General features: G+C 69.4%; 1 pseudogene. It reads right to left on the reverse strand.

Going from position 1 to position 1,304, the window contains the following annotated elements:
* A pseudogene (locus H300_RS28595) lies at positions 1-889 on the reverse strand (transposase); the annotation flags it as partial.
* Positions 890-1,304: the final 415 nt, after the last annotated feature.

The following is a 1,304-nucleotide window of genomic DNA, read 5'->3' on the forward strand; positions in this document are numbered from 1 at the left end:
CGGTCCAGGGCCCGCAGCGCGGCGGTGGGACGGGTCTTGGCCAGGGCGAAGACGGCCCGCAGGGCTTCCTTGAGGAGGTAGGCGCGGTGGAGGCGGGGGTCGGTGGCCGCGATCCAGGGTGAGCTTGGCGGCCTGCCGGTCGGTGAGGTCGTCGGCGTTTCTCCACAGTGCGAACCGGGAGTCCTTCAGCGCCCGTGCGCGCTCGCGGCCGTCGCTGTCGGCGGCCTGGTGGCGGGCCCGGTTCCACGAGGCACGGCGTTCGGTATCCAGGGCGTCGGTGGCCCAGGCCACCACGTGAAAGGGATCCATGACGCGGAGGGCGGCCGGGGCCCGTTCGGCCGGTGTCTCGGCGATCCAGAGCGCTCCGTCGGCGCTGATGTCGGTGAGGCGGGCGGCCCGTTGGTCGCCGAGGTCGTCGAAGAAACCGTGCAGGACGGTCTTGCCGTGTCCGTCGGTCATCCATACGACCCGGCCGGTGTCGTGGTCCACGACCACGGTCATGTACTTCTGCCCTTTGCGGTAGCTGATCTCGTCGATCCCGATCCGGACCAGCCCCGTGAGTCGGTCGATGGCCCGGTCGCGGTCGGCGACCACGCGCGCCACGATGCCGCCGACCGTGCGCCACGAGGTCCGCATCAGCTGCGCGGTCGCGGACTTGGAGCACTCCGCGGCCAGCCACGCGGTCTGCTGGTCGAAGGCGCGGGTATGTCCGGCATCGTGGCGGGCCCAGGGCACGGCACCGGTCACGATCCCGTGTGTCCGGCAGGCCACCCGGGGCGCGTCGGCCTCCAGGAACACGCGCATCGCCCCGTGGTCCAGGTCCCCGCCACCGGCGCCGACCCCGTCCCGCGTCATAGTCCGGGGCCCGACGACGGCACACCCCGCACCGGCCCCGCCGCCGCGCGTCGGGCCGTACCGACACGATCACGCACTGCTCTTTCTCATCGATCCGGACACCTTCGATCACCGTGTGGCCGACCGTCAGCGTCCGCTTCCATATCCTGAAGAAGGACACGCCGTTTCCCTGCTTGACCCCACTCGAGTCTCAACACCTCAAGGACCGCAGGAAACGGCGTGTTCCATGTATCAGACCAGGTCGGGGCACCCACTCATACGGTAGGAGAGCCCTCTGTTGGCACCACATCTGACTCGCCGCGAGCTGTGCGAAGACGGCCGCTCAGTATTGATGGCGTTGTGTGACCTTGTACACCGCGAGTCGTGCAGGATCCAGGGCTTCGGCGTAGTCGGATGACGTCCGGTTGCTGACGTCTTACCGGGTTGGGTGGGGTCCGGTACGAAGCAGG

The organism is Streptomyces sp. TAA040 (assembly GCF_000424845.1).